Genomic DNA, 17,543 nt, shown 5'->3' with positions numbered 1-17,543 from the left:
TTCGGGGCACTGCCGGGTGGGTAGGCCTCCCGCATGGTGACGGATCCGCTCGAGGCGCTGGCGATCGTCCTCGTCCTCGCGGCCGCGTGCCAATGGGCCGCTGATCGCATCCGGATTCCGTCCGTCCTCCTGCTGCTCGTCGCCGGCGTGTCGCTCAGTCCGGTCATCGATCCCGACGAGGTGTTCGGCGAGGACCTGCTGTTCGCCGGCATCGGGCTCGGGGTCGCGATCCTCCTGTTCGAAGGCGGCACGAGCCTCCGGTGGCGGCGACTCCACACCGGACGATCGACCGTCATCCGACTGGTCACCATCGGCGCGGCGATCGCGTGGGCCGCCGGCGCCGTCGTCTCCGGACTGGTCCTCGACATCGACACGGAGCTCGCCGTTCTGCTCGGCGCGATCCTGATCGTCTCGGGCCCGACCGTCGTCATCCCGTTGTTGCGCGTCGTCCGGCCCCGAGAACCCACCCGATCTGTGCTCCGGTGGGAGGGAATCGTAATCGATCCGATCGGCGCGGCGCTCGCGATCGTCGTGCTCGACGCGATCATCGAGGACCGGGCCGGCTCCGCCATCGTCGCCCGCGTGCTGACGACGTTCGGCGCCGGGCTCGCCGTCGGCCTGCTCGTCAGCCTCGCGTTGATCGTCCTCCTGCGTCGTCAGCTGGTCGCGGATCATCTTCAGGTCGCGGTCACGCTGGCCGCCGTCGTCGGCTCCTACGCCGCGGCGAACACCGTCCGCCCCGAGGCCGGCCTGTTGGCCGTGACCGTGCTCGGGATGGCCTTCGCCAACCAACGGGCCGCGCCGGCCGCGCACATCGCCGCCTTCAACGAGCACCTCGGAACGTCGGTGCTCGGCGTTCTCTTCCTCGTGCTGGGCGCCCGCGTCGAGCTGGCGGAGGTCACGGAGTACCTCGTCCCCAGCCTCGTGATCGTGGCCGTCCTGGTGCTGATCGCCCGGCCGCTCAGTGTCCTCGCCTCGACGCTCGGAAGCGATGTCGGTCCACGCGACCGTCTGTTCCTCATGACGCTCGCCCCGCGCGGCGTCGTGGCTGCCGCGGTCGCCAGTCTCTTCGCCCACGAACTCGACCACGCCGGGGTCGACCCCGGACCGCTGGTCCCGGTCGTCTTCACGGTCGTGACGGGCACCGTGCTCATCGCCGGCACCACCGCCCGCCTCCTCGCGAGCCGCCTACGCGTCGCGGAGCCCGACCCCTCCGGGGTCGCGCTGATCGGCGGTGGGGAGTTCGGCATCGCCATCGCCGACGCCCTGAACCGCCTGCACGTGCCGACACTGCACGTCGGGCTGAGCGAGCACGAGGCGGAGCGCGCCGCCGCCGTCGGCCAGCTGGCGTTCCGGGGCCGGATGGACACCGAGGAGTTCGCCGAAGCGGTCGAGGCCGTGGGGATCGCCCACGTGCTCGCCCTCTCCGGCACCGATCACCTCGACGCGTTCGCCACGACCAGACTGGCGGAGATCGTCGGCTCGGCGAACATCTACGGGCTCGATGATCCCGACCTCGACGCCGAAGCCGGCGTCGCCCAGACGGTCGCGCCCCGACCGGTGCTCCCGGTGGGCTACACCTCCGAACGGCTGAGCGAAGCCGTGCGCAACGGCGCACAGGTCAGGATCACCGGGCCGAAGCGGGCCCGCGGCGACGGCTGGTTGACCGTCTGTCGCGTCGGGCCGCAGGGCACGGTCGGGTTCGATCCCGACGCCGACGAGAAGGCCGGCGAAGTGGAGGTGCAGGTCGGTCCCGGGATGTTCCCCGAGCCCGCCCCGGAACCCATCTGACGCCGGCCCGCCGCACCCGGGTGTTTGTCCCGGCGTCGCGCTGGGTACGCCCACGACAGACGCAACCTCCGACGAAAGGCCGACCGATGAAGATCCTCCTCGCTGCAGACGACGATGCCGCCAGCTACGAGGCGGCTCTGATCGTGTCCGACTGGTTTCCGGACGACGCGTCCGTCGTCGCCCTCCACGTCGGCGCCGTCGCGCCGTCCACCGCCCCGGCCACCCCGGCGGTGATCGGCGGACTCGGCTATCCCGTCGTGGCGCTCCCCGCCCTCCGCGCCGAACAGGGGCGGATCTACCGGGAGGCGCGCGAGATCGCGGCGCGGGCGGCGGCCACCACCGACGGCGCCGCTCGCACCGCCACCGGCGATCCGGCGACCACGATCGTCGAGGTGGCCGAGGAGATCGGGGCGGACCTCATCGTCGTGGGTACCGGTGACCGCTCCTGGCTCTCACGCCTGTTGAACCCGTCCGTCAGCGCCGGCGTCCTCCGTGACGCGTCCTGCCCTGTTCTCGTCGTCCGCTCCGCCCGGTAAGGGGCGGCCGTGCAGCACCCACCACCCGTCACACTCGACGAACTCCAGGTCCTCGCCGCCGGCGATGGACCATTCGTCTCCATCTACATCGACATGGCGCCGACGCGCCGCGACACGCTCGTCGCCCGCATCGCCGCGATCGCCGACGGCCTGCGGGAGCTCGGTGCCCCTCCCGCCCTCGTGGAGCGAACCACCACGCCGTTCCTCGCACCGCCCCCCAACCGTTCGGCCATGGGCATCGTCGCGTCGAACGACGGACGGTACGTCGTCTCCACCTCGCCCGAACCGTTGCGCCGCGATGTCGGCACCTACGAACCCGTACCCCGCCTGGGCCCGATCATCGAGTGGAGCCAACAGATGATCACCCACGCCATCGTGCGCGAAGGCGTGAGCGGTCGCGTCGACGTCGTGATCTTCGGCGCGGACGGCTCCACGTCGGCGCGGGCCGGCATGTCCGGCGGCGACAATTCGTCGGACGTCGAGGAGCTCCTGGTGCGCCATCAGCCCCACGCTGTGTTCGTGGCCGGGGCCGAGCTGGACGGCATCCACGCTCGACTCCTCGATCTGATCCTGGCCCAGCGGCTCCCGTCGAGCTGTCACGTCGAACGCGTTGCCGACGACGGCGACGACGCACTCGCCGACGCTGTCGTTCGTCACACCGCCAGCGTCGTGGCCGAGCGGAAGGTGCGACTCCTCACGGAGTTCCGCTTCGAGAAGTCGCACGGTCGCGCGGTCGACGGGGTGGACGACGTGGTGGACGCCGCGAACCGCGGCGCCATCGCAACGCTGCTCGCCAACGCCGACCCGGACGACCATCGCCGCGCCGAACTGCGCGACAACACGACGATCGTCCCGGTCGACACCGCCGAGGAAGGCGACGAGATCGCCGAGGGCGGCGTGCGCGTCGTCGATGCCCTCATCCACGCCACCCTGGCGAAGGGCGGAGCTCCGGTCATCCTGCCGAAGACGGGCGAGCGCGGCCCGACCGACGATGTGGGGGCGATGCTGCGGCCGCGGGATGCGCAGGGGCTCATCAACGGGGACGTCGGCAGAACCGGCTCGTGACCCCCGCCGCCCGGAGCGGTCAGGGCGCGGTCTCGCCGAGGTCGTCCTCGGGCGTGGCGAACCCGAGGTCCACCTGCAGGAAGGGGTCGCGCGGCTCGGTCGGCGGCTCCCACGGATCGAGGACGATCCGTTCGGTGCCGTCGTCGACGAAGTCGAACGTGTCGAAGTAGTCGTCCGGATCCCCGTCGTCCCCAGGACTCACGAACGACCGGCCGACGGTTGCCGCCGCCAACACGAGCGTCATGGCGAGCACGGCAAGCAGCTTGCGCGAGGGTGCGGTGGCGCCGGTGGCGGGCATCAGGCCTCCCCCTCGATCGGCTCGTCGACCGGATCGTCGACCGGATCGTCGAGGAACTCGTCGTCGAAGCCGAGATCGGGAACGCCGACGAGGCTCTCCGTGGTGAAGATCCGAACCTCGACATCGAGGATCACGATCGCCGAGTCCGACTCGTCGGCCCGCATCTCCACGCCGTCGACGAGCACGAGGCGGTCGGCCGCGACCAGCGCGTCGATGAACGACATGAGATCCAGGTAGCTGCCGGTCGCGCCGATGCTGATCAGGATCGAGGAGGTGCCCGACGGGAGCGGGGCTTCGCTGTCCGGGTCCGTGTCGGAGGACACCGCGAGCGGTGCGATCTGATCGAGCACGACCCCCGACTCGGTCGCAGCCGAGTGGGCGAACCGAACGAATGTGCCGACCTCCCGCTGGGCCGGCACCGCCTTCTCCGCGGCTTCGATGTCCGCTTCGAGGGCATCGAGTTCCGCGCCGAGGGCGCGGGCGTCGGCCAGTTCGGCGGCCAGCAGGGCGAACTCCGCCTGGGCCTCGGCCTCCGCGTCCTGCGCGGACGCGGACTGCGACGGAAGCCAACCGACCGCGAACCACGCGGCGATGGCCACGGCGGTCGGCGCGAGGACCTGGGCGATGGAGCGCGGGGTCATCCGTCCGCCTCCGTGTCATCGGGGAACGTCGGGGCCACGAGAACGGCGTCGACGGTGAACACCGCGCCGACCCGCTCCGTGGCGTCGAACGGTCCGATCGCGGACTGGGCGAGCCAGATACCGTCGAGCAGCGGAACCGTCTCGGCCGCCTCGACCCATCGTCCGACACCATCGATGTCCGGCGCGACACCCGTGAGGGTCAGCATCGCGAGCGGGGCGGGGCCGTCGTAGCCGGTGGACGTCTCGCCCGGTGCGGCCCGCTGGACCCGGGCCGAGATGAGGAACGTGTCGGCCGGCATCGCCTCGGCGAGCTGGCGAAGCGCAGTGGCGACCGGGTACTCCGCGGCGAGGAGATCCTCGACGCGCGCCGTCTGGCGACGGGCGAGACTCTCGACGGACAGCTGATCGTCGAAGGCTTCGAGCTCGAGACGCAACGTGTCGACCCGGCGTTCGACACCGAGGGCGATCTGCGCCTGTTCGTCGGCGATGCCCTGCCGGTCCTCGATGTCGGCGTACAGCAGGGGTGCGATGGCGAGGGCACCGACGACGCCGACGGCAACCCTGGCGCGCGTCGCCCGCTGCTCACGATGCACCGTCGGGACGAGATCGAAACGCCGTTTCGCGGCCGGGCCCGTCGCAGCCAGCGCGACCGCGTAGGAGTCGTCGTATTCGCTGCCCTCCTCACCGACCGATGGCCGCTCGTGACGGAGCACATCGGCCTCGGGAAACGACTCAGCGATGCCCTGGGCGAGGCCGGCGGCGCTCGACTGCTCACCGCACAGTACGACGCGATCGATGGGGCGGTCGTCGATCTCGCTGCGGTAGTAGTCGACAGTGCGCCGGATGCCCTGCATCAGCGTCGTCAGGCCGGCCGACCCCGCAGTGGTCGCGGCCGGATCGCCGGAGCTGTTCCCATAGCCGCTCAGGATGTCGAGCTCGACCTGGAGCTGGTCGGACAGCGATGACTCGGTGCCGACGCCCGCGGTCACGACGCGCGACAACAGGAGACCGTCGTTGTCGTGCAGGACGACATTGGTCACGTCCTGGCTGACGTCCACGATCAGGCCGACCGTGTCGTCGGGACACAGGCCCTGCTCGTTGATCGCGGCGACGAGGGCGGACTGGGTCAGCTGGCTGTGCGCCACCCGCAGTCCGGCACCGCGGATCGCGCCATGGACGTCGACGAGGGTCTGCTGTCTGATCGCGAGGGTGAGAGCATGGACGGATTCGCCGTCCTCGCCGGTGGTCCGGCCGACCTCCTGGAACGAGACGAGTGCGTCGTCGAGCGGGTAGCTGAGCAGATCGCTGATCTCGTACGCCGCCGCCTGGCGGAGTTCAGTCGGCGCCAGAGCCGGCAGCGTCGCTCGCCGGATCACGGCAGATCGGGCGTCGATGCCGATCGCGAGCTGCTTCGACCGGAATCCGGCCCGTTTCCACAGGTCCTTGATGTGGCGGGAAAAGGCCTCGACGTCGAGGATCTCGCCATGGTCGACCACGCCGACCGGCATCTCCAGCTCGCCGGCGCGCACCACCTCGGGCCCCCGTCGACGCAGGCGTGAGGCGGGGCGGAGTTCGACGCCGCGCAGCACCCGGTCATCGAGCGCGAGGCCGACGACTCGTTCAGCCACGGGACTGCCCGCCGGGGCGGAGGGAGGACGGACCGAAGTCCGTACGACGCAATGCCATCAGCACCTATCGGGGATCCGGAGCGGCGATTGAGCCTCGGGCCGAAAGTTCTCACCCGGTGAGCATCGGCGCCGATAGGAACCTCAATGACGTCCTCACCCGCGCTCCGCGACCGTGCGACGACCGATCGGGGAACGACGGTCGTCGAAATGATCGTCGCGACCATGCTCCTGAGCGTCGGAATCCTCGCCGTGCTCGTGTCGATGAACACGGCGACGACGACCACCGCGGTCGCCGACAACCGCAGCACCGGCGTGCGCGTCGCCAGCTCCGAGATCGAGGCGATGCGGGCCCAGCCCTACGACGACGTCGGGATCAGCTCGGGAAGCCGCGGCTTTCGTCGCTCGTTCGAGGGCCGGCCGACGGTGACCAGCGGCGGCGCACGGGTCGAGGCCCGGGCCAGCGTCGTCGTCGACGGGATCACCTACGACATCCGGCGCGACGTGACCTGGGCGAGCATCACGGTGGGCGCGACCCGCATCCCCGAGGGCTACAAGCTCGTCACGATCACCGTCACGTGGGACGACAGCGTCGGCGACCACACGATCCGTCAGGACACGGGTCTCTACCGACCCGCCGACGATGGCTGAGCGCCGAACCGACCGAGGGACCTCGATCACGGAGGTCATGGTCGTCCTGGCGATCACGGGCGTCCTCGCCCTGCCGCTCGTCGCGATCCTCGGCACCGCCAATCGGGTCGAGCGAACCCAGGCGAACCGGGTCGACGCGCGCGCAGAGCTCGACTGGGCGCTCACGCTGCTCACCGAGGACCTTCGGTCGGGTACACCCACCGACCGGCCCCGCGTCGGCGCCCGCATGACCGACACCCTGCCGCTGTCCGTCGTCGACGAGTTCGGCACGGAAGAGCTGGTCCATTGGCGGGTCGCCTCGGGCGGACTCGAACGGACCACCTACGACCCCGCGACGCTGCGTCAGCGTCGACGGTCGGTCGTCGTCGCCGACATCGCCGCGGACGGCACGACCGCCCCGTTCGTCTATGTCGGCGCGGACGGATCGACCCTCGATCCGACCACGCTCCCGGCGGCAACGGTCGCGAACTGCACGACCCTCGTTCGCATCACGCTCGCGATGCCGACCGGCACCGACACCGAAGTCGCGTCGACCGACGTGGCGATCCGGTCCCGCGCCCCCGGGGGAACGGATGCTGACCCGACCGACCCCGCAGGCGAGGGACCGCGGCAACGTGCTGTTGACGATGCCGGTTCTCATGGTCATCGTCCTCCTCGCCGCCGCGATGTTCGCCCGGTCGCACCTGGCCCTGGACCGCAGCCGGACCGACACCGACGACGCCCGGGCCACCGCGGCCGCCGAGCTCGCCGTGCACGAGGCCTTCGCCCGCATCGACGCGGGCGAGACCACCCGGTTCAGCGGATCGGGCTCCCTGGACGGCACCGACTACGAGTACATCGCCTCCCCGCGCAGCGCCGCCTCGTGGGACATCGCGGCCGAGGCCACGAGCACCGATTTCACCCGTTCACTCGCCGCGGTCATCAGCCGCGAACCCCAACACGCCCACAGCCTCTTCGTCGTCGGCGACTCGACGTTCGACCGAAACACCGGCCGGATCACCGGCCGGGTCGGCACCAACGGCGCCATGACCGTCACCGGTCCGTCCCCCGGCAGCCAACAGGAGCTGTACCGACCCGACGGCACCTGCCGCGGCTGCGCCAACGCGACGACGCTCGACGGCCCCCGGGCGGTCGAGCCCGTCGAGGCTCCGACCGGGCCCACCCAGCCGTGCCCCACCGACGGCACGTTCACCGGCGTCGTCGACGGTCGGTCGGGGGTCGCCGTGGTGTGTGACGATCGGGGTACCGACGTCGAATTCGTCGGTGACGTCACGATCGTGAACCCGCCCCTGATCGTGCACGTCGGCGCCGAGGTGCCGCTCGTGCTCGACACCGCGCGCATCAACCGGCCCGGGCCGGCGGCGGACTTCCAGCTCTTCGTCGACGGCACCAACACCGATGCCGTCTCCGACATCAGCGCCACCGACACCCGTCTCGACGGGCTCGTCTACGCACCGGGCCGGTCGATCCGCAGCGACGACCTCGACATCGTCGGATCGCTCACCGTCGACGCCCTTACCGTCCCCCGCCGTGGCCGCGTCGCCATCAGCCCGGACACGTCGCTCGAGTCGCTCGGCTCGACGGCCTGGCGGATCGTGAGCCTGCGTCGCGTCAGGTGATGACGCGGAAGAGCTCTTCGACGGTCGTCAGCCCCATTTTGACCTTGCGGAGACCGTCGGAGCGCAGCGTCACCATGCCGTGATCGACCGCGACCCGTTCGACCTCCTCGGCCCGGGCATGAGCGAGGACGAGATCCGAGATCTCGCTCGACATCGGCATGACCTCGTGGACGGCGAACCGGCCGCGGTACCCGGTGTCCGAGCAGGCTTCGCACCCCACCGACCGGAAACCCTCGAACGATTGCTCGGCCCGCAGGTCGGGGGACAGGAGCGAGAGCTCGTTGTCGTCGAGACCGAGTTGGTCGAGATGCACTTCGCGGGGTTCGCGACACTTCTCGCAGAGCCGGCGAGCAAGACGCTGCGCCATGACCGCGGAGACCGACGACGCGACGAGGAAGGGTTCCACGCCCATCTCGACGAGCCTCATCGGCGCCGCCGCGCTGCTGTTCGTGTGCAACGTCGAGAGGACGAGGTGACCGGTCAGGGACGCTTCGATCGCGATCGTCGCGGTCTCGCCGTCGCGGATCTCGCCGACGAGCATGATGTCGGGGTCGGCCCGCAGGAAGGATCGCAGCGCCCGGGCGAACGTCATGCCCGACTTCTGGTTGACCTGGACCTGCTTGATGCCGTCCATGCGGTACTCGACGGGATCCTCGATGGTGATGATGTTGCGCGTCGGGTCGCGGAGTTCCTCGATCGTGGCGTAGAGGGTCGTCGACTTGCCCGAACCGGTCGGACCCGTCACGAGGATGGCGCCCCAGGGACGCTCGTAGGCCTCCTTGAAGCGTTCGAGCTGGTCGGGAAGGAAACCGATGGTGCCGATACCGCCGCCCCGGGCCGTGCTGTGCAGGATCCGGAGCACGGCGGCCTCGCCGTGCACGGTCGGAATCGTCGCGACACGGACGTCGAAGTCCTCGCCGTTCACCCGGGCGGTCAACCGACCGTCCTGGGGAACGCGACGCTCGGCGATGTCGATGTCCGCCATCACCTTGATGCGGCTGATGATGCCGGCCCGCAGCGAACTCGGCGGTGACATCGCCTCGTGGAGCACGCCGTCGACGCGGAACCGGATGCGCAGATCGTCGGAACTCGGCTCGACATGGATGTCCGACGCGTTCTCCTGCACCGCCTTGGCGAGCAGGAGATCGATGAACTGCACGATCGGGGCGTCGCTGTCGTTGTCCGACGCGATCGAGACGTCGGCGATCTCGGCGTACTGCCGGTTCTCTCCGACCGCCGCCTGGATCGTCTCGCGTACCCGCGAGTCGCTGTGGCCGAGGCGCTCGATGGCATTGAGGATCTGGGCCGCCTCAGCCATGACCGGCTTGACCTGCCGGCCGACCAGGGCATGGATGTCGTCCAGTGCGAGCACGTCGACCGGGTTGGCCATCGCCACGACGATTTGATCGTCGGCACGCCAGACCGGGAGGGCCCGGTGACGGGTCGCCATCTGCTGAGGGATGAGCTGCGCCAACTCGACGTCGATCGGGTGGTCGTTGAGGTCGACGAACTCGAGATCGAACTGGACGGCCAGAGCCCGCACGAGGTCACCCGGCCGTACGAGGCCTTCCTCGAGGAGTACCTCGCCGAGCCGCTTCCCGCTGGATCGTTGGGTTTCGAGCGCGGCGGAGATCTGCGCCTCGGTGACGATCTCGAGTTCGACGAGGATCTCGCCGATTCGGCGGCGCGTGGCGACCGCGAGCTGTGCCATGCCCCAGCCATCGGCCGAGCGTCGCTCCTCTTGAGGTCACGTCGAGTGACGAAGGCTCAACTCCTCCCCGAGGGGGCCGACCGGCACACCGTGCACAACGACATCGACGAAGACTGGCGGACGCTCGACGACGACGGACGAGCCTTTCTCGCCGACGCCCTGGCGGGAACCGGCGAACCGACGGACGGCCGATTGACCGAGCTGCTCGACGCCGCGCTCGCGGCCGACGCATCGGACCTGCATCTCAGCGCGGGCACCGTGCCCCACGTGCGCGTGCGCGGCGAACTCCGCCCGCTGGCCGGAAGCACGCCGCTCGCGGCGGCGGATCTGGCGACGATGCTGAACGCCCCGCTCTCGCTCGACCAACGGCAACTGCTCAGCGCCCGCGGCGACCTCGACACCGCCCTGGACCTCAGCGGGACCAACCCCGGCAACCGACGGTTCCGGGCGAGCATCTTCCGTCAGTCGGGCAGCCTCGCGGCGGCGATCCGGCTGGTCCCCGACACGATCCCGGCCCTCGACGACCTCGGCCTCCCCGCCGCCGTCCGCCGGTTCACCGCCCTCACGAGCGGCCTCGTCCTGGTCACCGGGCCGACCGGCAGCGGCAAGTCCACGACGCTCGCCAGCATGATCCAGGAGATCAACCAGTCGACGCGCTCGCACATCGTCACGATCGAGGATCCGATCGAGTATCGCCACGTGCCGCTCCAGTCCGTCATCCAACAGCGCGAGGTCGGCGGCGACACGGAGAGCTATGTGGCCGCCCTGCGGGGCGCGCTGCGCCAGGACCCCGACGTGATCCTGATCGGCGAGCTCCGCGATCTCGACACCATCCGGGTGGCACTCACCGCGGCGGAGACCGGCCATGTGGTGTTCGCCACGCTCCACAGCAGCGACGCCACCAGCGCGGTCAACCGCATCATCGACGTCTTCCCGGGCGACCAACAGGCGCAGATCCGTTCCCAGCTCGCGCTCTCGCTGGAGGGTTCGATCAGCCAGCGTCTCGTCCCCTCCACGTCAGAGAGCCTCGTGCCCGCCACCGAGGTGATGACGGCGACCTCCGCCGTTCGCAACCTGATCCGCTCGGACAAGGTGCACCAGCTGCCGTCGATCCTCGAGACCGGGGGCGACGACGGCATGCACACGTTCGACCAATCCCTCGCCGGCCTCGTTCGCCGCGGCGCCGTCGATCCGCTCGTGGCCCGCACCGTGGCCTCCAGCGCCGCCAACCTCGAATCGTTGATGGGCCGATGAGATGACCGCGATCGCCGAGCCCCGGAGCGATACGCAGCCCGACGCCACGTACTCGTACAAGGCGTTGGACGAGACGGGCACGATGCAGACGGGCGAACTCGGGTCCCGATCCAAGGACGAGGCCATCAGTCGCCTCCGCCGACTCGGCCTGCGCCCGGTGTCGATCAAGGAGACCCGTGCCTCCGCCCTCGGGCGTGAGTATTCGATGCCCGGCTTCGGCCCCCGGGTCAAGGGTCGTGACCTCGCGGTCATGGCCCGCCAGTTCGCCACGATGATCAACGCCGGGGTGCCCATGCTGCGCACCCTCGAGGTCCTGACCTCGCAGTCGACCAGTCCCCTGCTGGCGTCGACGCTCGGCCAGGTGCGCTTCGACGTCGAGAGCGGCGAGTCGTTGAGCAACGCGATCGGCCGTCATCCGAAGGTGTTCGACACGCTCTTCGTGTCGATGGTCCGAGCCGGCGAGACCGCCGGCGCGCTCGACAGCGTCCTCCTCCAGCTCGCGGCCACGCTCGAGCAGGCGGTCTCGACCCGCCAGAAGATCCGCTCCGCGCTCGCCTACCCGATCGCCGTGTCGGTGATGGTCGTCGGTGTGATCACGATCATGCTGCTCTTCGTGGTGCCGACCTTCGCCGGGATCTACGACGATCTCGGTGGCCCGCTGCCGGCACCGACCCAGGCGCTCGTCAACGTGTCCGCCGCACTCACCGGCCATCTGCCGCTCATCATTCTCGTGGGGGTCGGCTCCGCGTTCGCCCTCCGCCAGTGGAAGCGGACCGAGTCGGGCCGCTATCGGTGGGACTGGCTGATGCTGCGGGTTCCGCTCGTCGGCAACCTGCTGCTGAAGAGCAGTGTGGCGCGGTTCGGCCGGACCATGGCCGTGCTCACGAAGTCGGGCGTCCCCGTGCTGGAGACGCTGCGTATCGCGTCCGGCACCGTCGGCAACGCCGTGTTCGCCCGGGCCCTGCTCGACACGCGGGAGGCCGTGCGCGACGGCGAGCCGCTCGCCCAGAATCTCGGCAAATCACCCGTCTTCCCGACGATGGCCGTCCAGCTGATCGCCGTCGGTGAGGAAACCGGCGCCCTCGATCAGATGTTCGAGATCGTGGCGACCTCCTTCGAGGAGGAGGTCGAAACCGCCGTTTCCGGCTTCTCGGCGGTCATCGAACCCGTGATGATGGCGCTGATCGGCCTGCTGGTCGGAGGCATGGTCATTGCCCTGTATCTCCCGATGTTCAGGGTGATCGACCTAGTCCAATAGTGACCATCGGCATCTTGTGAGGCACTTGGTCCCTGCCGAAGGAATGGCAACAGACCTGCCACCCGGCATACCAGGAGCACAGTGAATCATGAACAGGAATACGAAGGCACACACCTCTAAGCGGGACGGAGGCTTCACCCTCATCGAGGTCATGGTCGTCGTCCTGATCATCGGCGTTCTCCTCGCGATCGGCGTCCCGACCTACCTCGGGGCGCGGGAGCGGGCGCAGGATCGCTCCGCTCAGTCGAGCGTGCGCACCGCACAGTCGGCGGCACTCGTCATCTACACGGACGAGGCCGACTTCCGGGACGTGACGGTTCGCGAACTGCGGACCGTGGAGCCGGGCTTCACCTGGCTGTCCGCCAACTCGGCGTCGAACGACGACAACCGCATCAGCGTCGCCACCCGGTCCAACGGCACCGAGTGGGGCGCCGCGGCGATGTCCGACTCGGGCACCTGCTTCTACATCCGTCTCCGCGAGAGCGGCACGACGCTGTACGGCAGCTCGTCGTCGGCGTCCTGCACGGGCAACCAGGCCCTGAGCCGGGCCCGGTCGACCGGTTGGTGATCCGACCCTGAGTGATCCAACTCACTGAGTCGAACACAACGGCGAGAGCGTGGCATCCGGGCGGGATGCCACGCTCTTCGCGTTGGGGCGTCAGGTGATGAGGTTGCCGTAGCGGTGCAGCGTCGTGCTGACCGCCTGTTCGCGCACATAGTGCTGCAACTCGATCCGTCCGTCACGGGTGACCGGATCGTCGGCCACGTGGAGATTGTGGTCGTTGGCGGCGGCGCGCAGCGCCGAGTCGACGGGACCGAGCACCCGGACGCGGTCGACCCCGAGGCTCGGGAGCCGGGCCGCGAACGCCTCTGCTGATTCCGTCAAGGCACCCGACTCGACGACCGCCACACCACAGCGCCGGGCGGCCGCACGGACCCGGGCGAGCTCCGTCTCGTCGGCTCCGGCCTCCGCCCGGACGGCGATCGCCGCCAGCGGCCGGTAGCGGAACACGTTGGACTCGCAGAACAGGCCCGTCGGGTCGTGCTCGACCCCGAACTCCTCGGCCCAGGCTCGCTGGTCGGACCGTTCGGCCGCGGCGAGCCAGTCGCCGTCACGCTGCTCGTCGACCGGGCGCCAGGTGCCGAGGCGGGCGACATAGTTCGGTCCGCCGGCCTTGGCCCCCGGACCGATAACCGAGCGTTTCCATCCGCCGAAGGGTTGGCGGCGGACGATGGCGCCGGTCGTGCCCCGGTTCACGTAGGCGTTGCCGACCTGCACGTCGTCGACCCAACGCTCGGTCTCCGCGGTGTCGAGGGAATGGATACCGCCCGTGAGGCCGAACGGCGTCGCGTTCTGCATCTCGATGGCGTCATCCAGCGTCGCCGCGTGCATGAGCCCGAGCACCGGTCCGAAACACTCGGTGGTGTGGAACCAGCTTTCGGGGCGGACACCCAGACGGACGCCGGGTCGCCACACGTCGTCGGCGATCCGCTGGGGTTCGACCAGCCAGTCCTCCCCCGGATCGGGGTCGCCGAGGGCCCGGGCGAGCTTGCCGGTCGGCCGGCCGATGAGCGGTCCGGTGTCCGACGCCAGATCCGTCGGCCCGCCGACCTCGAGGCTGGTGACGGCGTCGACGAGTTGGCGGCGGAGCCTCGGGGACTCGTAGGCCTGCCCGACACAGATGGCCAGGCTCGCCGCCGAACACTTCTGTCCGGAGTGCCCGAAGGCGGAGGCGACGAGATCCGCGACCGCGAGATCGATGTCGGCACTCGGGGTGATGACCAGCGCGTTCTTGCCCGATGTCTCCGCGAAGAGCCGCAGATCGGGCCGCCACGACCGGAAGAGGTCGGCGGTCTCGTAGCCCCCCGTGAGGATGACGGCGTCGACGTGCGGGTGGGTGATGAGCCGCTGTCCGACCTCGGTGTCCGGCGCCCGCACCAGCTGGAGGACATCCGTGGGCACACCGGCGGCCCAGCAGCACTCGGCCACGATCGCCGCGCACCGCGGGACCTCGGGCGCCGGCTTCAGGATGACGCTGTTGCCGGCGGCGAGCGCGGCCAGCACGCCGCCGGCGGGGATCGCGACCGGGAAGTTCCAGGGCGGCGCCACCGTGATCACGCCGAGCGGCTCGAAGGACGCGCCGTCGCTGCGGTCGAGGTCACGGGCCCGATCGCCGTACCAGCGGGCGAAGTCGACCGCCTCGGACACTTCGGGATCGGCCTGACCGAACGTCTTGCGACCCTCGTGCACCATCACCGCGATCAGATCGCCCCGCCGTCGCGCCAACTCGTCGGCGACGGCGTGGAGAACGGCCTGGCGATCCGCGGTGCTGCGAGCCGCCCAGGACGTCTGCGCGTTGCGGGCCCGCGCGACCGCCGCGTCGACCGCATCGACGGCGTCGACCATCTCCGGCAGCGCACCGGGCAGGGGCCCGGTGACGACGTCGCGGGCCCATGCTCGGACGGCGGGCAGCGCCGGGTCGGAGTCCGGTTCGTTGCGGAACGGGGCTCCCGGGTCGACGCCGGGCTCGGGTGCGGTGCGGTCCTGGGTCCGATGCGGACCCGAGGCGACCTCGGCCCGCGCCGCGACGGCCCGCCGGAACTTCTCGGCCTCGGCGGCGAACGCCGCCGTGCCCGGCCGGAGCCCGAACAGGTGGTGGATGAAGTTCTCCTCCGACGAGTTCTCCTCCAGCCTCCGGAACAGGTAGCTGATCGCGACGTCGAAGTCCGCCGCCGCGACCACCGGCGTGTAGAGCAACGGGTGCCGCCCGCGTTGCCCGAGCAGCCGGGCATGGGTGGGGGCCATGCCCTCGAGCATCTCGACCTCGACCCGGTCGCTCACGCCGCGCCGATCCGCGAGGGCGAGGCTCCACGCCACGTCGAACAGATTGTGGCTCGCCACGCCGACCCGAACGGCCGCCGTGTGCTCCGGCGTGAGCAGCCAGTCGAGACAACGCTTGTAGTTGGCGTCCGTCTCGGCCTTGGTGTCGTAGGGCGCCTGCTCCCAGCCGTGGATGGCTGCCTCGACCCGCTCCATCGCGAGGTTGGCGCCCTTCACCAACCGCACCTTGATCTCGCCGGCCGCGCCCTCCCCAGCCGCCGTCCGTCGTGCGCTCGCCCAGGCGACCAGCTTCTGGAGCGCCTCGAAGCTGTCGGGGAGATACGCCTGGAGCACGATCCCCGCGCTCACCCCGCGCCGCGGCGGCTCGTCGAGCACCGCCATGAACGCGGTCAGGGTCAGCTCGAGGTCGTGGTACTCCTCCATGTCGAGATTGACGAACGTCGGCGGTGCCGTGTGCGCCGCATGTTCGAAGAGGCTGCGAAGTCGTTCGCTCACCTTCTCGACACAACCGTCGTAGTCCCAGTAGTTCAGGTGGGGCACGAGGGCGGAGAGCTTGACGGAGACATAGTCGACATCGGGCTCGTCGAGGAGGCGAAGCGCCTCGTCGTAGCGGCGTTGGGCCTCCCGTTCACCGAGCACCGCCTCCCCGAGCAGGTTGACGTTCAGACCGAACCCCGCACCGCGGCGGGCGGCGAGATGCTTGCGGAGCCCGGCGATCTCCGCGTCGACGACGAGGTGCCCGACGAGCTGGCGGAGCCGGCGCTGCGCGAGGGGGACCACGACCCGCGGAAGCAGCGGGGCGAGCCGCGCGCCGGCCCGCAACAACAGGCGATCGACCGTCGACAGGAACGCCGGCAACGGCCGGCCGCGGACCAGGTGGGCGAGCTGACCGGCCGCGACGACCGGATCCTCGGCCCGGATCACCCGGTCCACGAACGCCATCGCGAACGCCACCCCGTCGGGATCGGCGACGACCCCATCGAGGCGATCGGCGGTCCGCCGCTCCTCCGCCGTCTGCAGCTCGGCGGCTGCGCCCACCCACCTCGCGACCAACTCGACCGCGTGCTCTGCGGCCACGAGGCAGTCATCGGCGGGATCGGCCATCCCGCAAGTATGCGACACCGGCGGTGGCCGCCACCGACAAGCGCCCCCCTCCTCCTCCTCGTTCTGGGTGAACATATGCACGGAAACCGCGCCTCCGTTCACCCAGAACGACCCGGGGGGCTCAGCCGGTGTCGCCGCCGAAGGTGAGTTCCGTGACGACGAGTGCCCCCTCCGCGTTCGTGCCGAGCGTCAGATCGAAGAGCAGACCGAAGCCGGCCGGCGGGGCGTAGACGATCTGGCAGCTCGCCGAATCGGCGCAACTGTCCGCCACGAACGCAAGGCCGTCCGAGGCGTTCCCGCCCGCCTCGAACCACTCCTGGGCCGTTGCGACGGCGGCAGGACTCGCCAGCGCGGACAGCGCATCCCAGTCGCCGTGGTCCCACGCCGCGCCGAACGCCACCAGGCGGTCCGCGCTGCTCATGGTCTCGGCGGGCCCCTCGGCGCTCACGACCCCGGGGTCGAGCGTGCCCGCGTCGTCACCGGCAACGAGGAAGGCGGCAAGGATCGCGGCGAACAGGGCACTGGCGATGACACCAACGAGGATGGCGGTCAGGAGCCATCGCAGGGTCTGACCTTCGCCACCGTTGCCGCGCGAGGCTCCCCGATTCGAGGACTGCTCCGACGAGGGAGGCGTCGCGGTTTCGAGTGCTGTGTTCATGGCTTGGGCGTCGCCTTTTGGGGCGGTCACGGTGATCGCGCTGTGCGCATCATACGCCCGCACGGTTCTCTGTCAATAGCTATTGCGGCAGCGGCTGTTGATGCGTACAGCGTGGCCCGAGCTCAGACCTCGGCGGCCTTCTGCCGCAGCAGCGCCGAGATGCGCTGGCGGGTCACGCCGAAGAGTTCGGCGATCCGCTCGATCGTCAGCCCCTCCGCCCGGAGCGCCAGCGCCTGGGCGGCGCGCAGCTCCGACCCCGCGGTCTCGAGCATCGACATGTTCGTCGAAAGGAGCTCCACGACCCGTGGGGACTCCTCCTGCTCCACCAGATCCACGAGCGACTCGCCCCGCTCGAGCCGCTCCCGCTGCGCCCTGGCCCGGCGCTGGACCTCGAGGCTGCGGGAGGCGTTGTCCTGCGCGGCGGTCTCGATCGAACCGAGCGCCGCCCTCAGCCGGCCGAGGTGACGATCAGCAGACATGCCAGAGTGAA

15 protein-coding genes are annotated in these 17,543 nt (G+C 70.3%); 8 read left to right on the top strand and 7 right to left on the bottom strand.

Annotated elements, in window-relative coordinates; all coding sequences use genetic code 11:
* Window positions 1-33: 33 nt before the first annotated feature.
* From R8F63_21330 to R8F63_21320, 3 genes are all read left to right on the top strand, one after another.
* Entirely contained in the window at window positions 34-1,791 is a 1,758-nt protein-coding gene (locus R8F63_21330; protein ID MDW3221157.1) for a sodium:proton antiporter, read from the top strand.
* 86 nt (window positions 1,792-1,877) lie between these two features.
* The gene (locus R8F63_21325) at window positions 1,878-2,327 is read left to right on the top strand and encodes a universal stress protein (GenBank protein MDW3221156.1); all 450 of its coding nucleotides are present in this window, start codon (window positions 1,878-1,880) and stop codon (window positions 2,325-2,327) included.
* Window positions 2,328-2,336: 9 nt separating this feature from the next.
* Window positions 2,337-3,392, top strand: coding sequence for a hypothetical protein (locus tag R8F63_21320; GenBank protein MDW3221155.1), 1,056 nt, complete (start codon window positions 2,337-2,339; stop codon window positions 3,390-3,392).
* Between the two features lie 19 nt (window positions 3,393-3,411).
* On the opposite strand, the gene R8F63_21315 is transcribed toward R8F63_21320, so the two are convergent.
* From R8F63_21315 to pilM, 3 genes are read right to left on the bottom strand one after another with little or no spacing between them, the layout of a single operon-like run.
* Complete coding sequence (locus R8F63_21315; protein ID MDW3221154.1) at window positions 3,412-3,690, bottom strand: hypothetical protein; 279 nt, start codon at window positions 3,688-3,690, stop codon at window positions 3,412-3,414.
* Window positions 3,690-4,331 (bottom strand): type 4a pilus biogenesis protein PilO, encoded by a 642-nt coding sequence (gene pilO, locus R8F63_21310; GenBank protein MDW3221153.1) that lies wholly within the window; start codon window positions 4,329-4,331, stop codon window positions 3,690-3,692. The genes R8F63_21315 and pilO overlap by 1 nt, the downstream gene beginning before the upstream one ends.
* A complete protein-coding gene (pilM, locus tag R8F63_21305; GenBank protein MDW3221152.1) occupies window positions 4,328-5,959 on the bottom strand; it encodes a pilus assembly protein PilM in 1,632 nt (543 codons plus the stop codon). Before pilM ends, pilO begins: the two co-directional genes overlap by 4 nt.
* A 144-nt stretch (window positions 5,960-6,103) precedes the next feature.
* Here pilM and R8F63_21300 point away from each other — a divergent pair, with 144 nt between their 5' ends.
* Both R8F63_21300 and R8F63_21295 read left to right on the top strand, forming a co-directional pair.
* Window positions 6,104-6,607 carry a hypothetical protein gene (locus tag R8F63_21300; protein ID MDW3221151.1) on the top strand — a complete coding sequence of 168 codons (504 nt, stop codon included), beginning with the start codon at window positions 6,104-6,106 and terminating at the stop codon, window positions 6,605-6,607.
* 572 nt (window positions 6,608-7,179) lie between these two features.
* On the top strand, window positions 7,180-8,226 hold the full coding sequence (locus R8F63_21295; GenBank protein MDW3221150.1) for a hypothetical protein: 1,047 nt from the start codon (window positions 7,180-7,182) through the stop codon (window positions 8,224-8,226).
* Here the strand turns inward: R8F63_21295 and R8F63_21290 are convergent.
* Entirely contained in the window at window positions 8,219-9,937 is a 1,719-nt protein-coding gene (locus R8F63_21290) for an ATPase, T2SS/T4P/T4SS family (protein ID MDW3221149.1), read from the bottom strand. The genes R8F63_21295 and R8F63_21290 overlap by 8 nt on opposite strands.
* A gap of 45 nt (window positions 9,938-9,982) precedes the next feature.
* Here R8F63_21290 and R8F63_21285 point away from each other — a divergent pair, with 45 nt between their 5' ends.
* The 3 genes from R8F63_21285 to R8F63_21275 all read left to right on the top strand — a co-directional run bounded on the left by R8F63_21285 (window position 9,983) and on the right by R8F63_21275 (window position 13,017).
* Window positions 9,983-11,191 carry a PilT/PilU family type 4a pilus ATPase gene (locus tag R8F63_21285; GenBank protein ID MDW3221148.1) on the top strand — a complete coding sequence of 403 codons (1,209 nt, stop codon included), beginning with the start codon at window positions 9,983-9,985 and terminating at the stop codon, window positions 11,189-11,191.
* Window position 11,192: 1 nt separating this feature from the next.
* Complete coding sequence (locus R8F63_21280; protein MDW3221147.1) at window positions 11,193-12,449, top strand: type II secretion system F family protein; 1,257 nt, start codon at window positions 11,193-11,195, stop codon at window positions 12,447-12,449.
* Window positions 12,450-12,537: 88 nt separating this feature from the next.
* Entirely contained in the window at window positions 12,538-13,017 is a 480-nt protein-coding gene (locus R8F63_21275; protein MDW3221146.1) for a prepilin-type N-terminal cleavage/methylation domain-containing protein, read from the top strand.
* A gap of 90 nt (window positions 13,018-13,107) precedes the next feature.
* Here the strand turns inward: R8F63_21275 and R8F63_21270 are convergent, their stop codons facing one another.
* The 3 genes from R8F63_21270 to R8F63_21260 form a co-directional block, all read right to left on the bottom strand.
* Window positions 13,108-16,395: a bifunctional proline dehydrogenase/L-glutamate gamma-semialdehyde dehydrogenase gene (locus tag R8F63_21270; protein MDW3221145.1), complete on the bottom strand. Its 3,288-nt coding sequence runs from the start codon at window positions 16,393-16,395 to the stop codon at window positions 13,108-13,110.
* 121 nt (window positions 16,396-16,516) lie between these two features.
* On the bottom strand, window positions 16,517-17,053 hold the full coding sequence (locus tag R8F63_21265; protein MDW3221144.1) for a hypothetical protein: 537 nt from the start codon (window positions 17,051-17,053) through the stop codon (window positions 16,517-16,519).
* Between the two features lie 122 nt (window positions 17,054-17,175).
* A complete protein-coding gene (locus R8F63_21260) occupies window positions 17,176-17,532 on the bottom strand; it encodes a helix-turn-helix domain-containing protein (GenBank protein MDW3221143.1) in 357 nt (118 codons plus the stop codon).
* Between the last annotated feature and the right edge of the window lie 11 nt (window positions 17,533-17,543).

It is taken from the genome of Acidimicrobiales bacterium (genome assembly GCA_033344915.1).
Classification (GTDB): Bacteria; Actinomycetota; Acidimicrobiia; order Acidimicrobiales; family Aldehydirespiratoraceae; genus JAJRXC01.
This window is presented reverse-complemented; position numbering and strand designations above follow the sequence as displayed.

Excerpts from the sequence above, each read along its gene's own strand:
- R8F63_21280 (MDW3221147.1), top strand. The coding sequence starts at position 11,193 with ATGACCGCGATCGCCGAGCCCCGGAGCGATACGCAGCCCGACGCCACG.
- R8F63_21300 (MDW3221151.1), top strand. The coding sequence starts at position 6,104 with ATGACGTCCTCACCCGCGCTCCGCGACCGTGCGACGACCGATCGGGGA.
- R8F63_21275 (MDW3221146.1), top strand. The coding sequence starts at position 12,538 with ATGAACAGGAATACGAAGGCACACACCTCTAAGCGGGACGGAGGCTTC.
- R8F63_21270 (MDW3221145.1), bottom strand. The coding sequence starts at position 16,395 with ATGGCCGATCCCGCCGATGACTGCCTCGTGGCCGCAGAGCACGCGGTC.
- R8F63_21260 (MDW3221143.1), bottom strand. The coding sequence starts at position 17,532 with ATGTCTGCTGATCGTCACCTCGGCCGGCTGAGGGCGGCGCTCGGTTCG.
- R8F63_21265 (MDW3221144.1), bottom strand. The coding sequence starts at position 17,053 with ATGAACACAGCACTCGAAACCGCGACGCCTCCCTCGTCGGAGCAGTCC.
- R8F63_21295 (MDW3221150.1), top strand. The coding sequence starts at position 7,180 with ATGCTGACCCGACCGACCCCGCAGGCGAGGGACCGCGGCAACGTGCTG.
- R8F63_21325 (MDW3221156.1), top strand. The coding sequence starts at position 1,878 with ATGAAGATCCTCCTCGCTGCAGACGACGATGCCGCCAGCTACGAGGCG.
- pilO (MDW3221153.1), bottom strand. The coding sequence starts at position 4,331 with ATGACCCCGCGCTCCATCGCCCAGGTCCTCGCGCCGACCGCCGTGGCC.
- R8F63_21330 (MDW3221157.1), top strand. The coding sequence starts at position 34 with ATGGTGACGGATCCGCTCGAGGCGCTGGCGATCGTCCTCGTCCTCGCG.
- R8F63_21290 (MDW3221149.1), bottom strand. The coding sequence starts at position 9,937 with ATGGCACAGCTCGCGGTCGCCACGCGCCGCCGAATCGGCGAGATCCTC.
- R8F63_21315 (MDW3221154.1), bottom strand. The coding sequence starts at position 3,690 with ATGCCCGCCACCGGCGCCACCGCACCCTCGCGCAAGCTGCTTGCCGTG.